The sequence below is a fragment of the Cupriavidus sp. 05T42 genome (assembly GCF_056396345.1).
The window spans coordinates 1-367 of the sequence record NZ_JBFTLH010000072.1 but is presented as its reverse complement, the minus strand read 5'-3'; the positions used below and the strand labels follow the sequence as shown (position 1 = coordinate 367).

Genomic DNA, 367 nt, shown 5'->3' with positions numbered 1-367 from the left:
ATTATCGGTAGCGGCTATGTCGGCCTKGTCACCGGCGCCTGTCTGGCGGAACTCGGCAATTCGGTGTTCTGTCTCGATGTGGACGAACGCAAAATCGCCATGCTCAACGCGGGCGGCGTGCCGATCTATGAGCCGGGTCTCAAGGAATTGATCGAGCGCAACCGCGCCGCCGGCCGCCTGACCTTCTCGACCGATGTGGCCGCCAGCGTGGAGCACGCCGACGTCCAGTTCATCGCCGTGGGCACGCCGCCGGACGAGGATGGCTCGGCGGACCTGCAATACGTGCTGGCCGCCGCGCGCAATATCGGCCGCCACATGACCGGCCTCAAGGTGGTGGTGGACAAGTCCACAGTCCCTGTGGGCACAC

The 367-nt window shown here is 65.3% G+C and carries 1 protein-coding gene; it reads left to right on the top strand.

The window, feature by feature from the left end:
• The coding region (locus tag AC1EJR_RS27375; protein ID WP_477147865.1) for a 2-dehydropantoate 2-reductase N-terminal domain-containing protein at window positions 1–367 on the top strand (367 nt) is incomplete at both ends.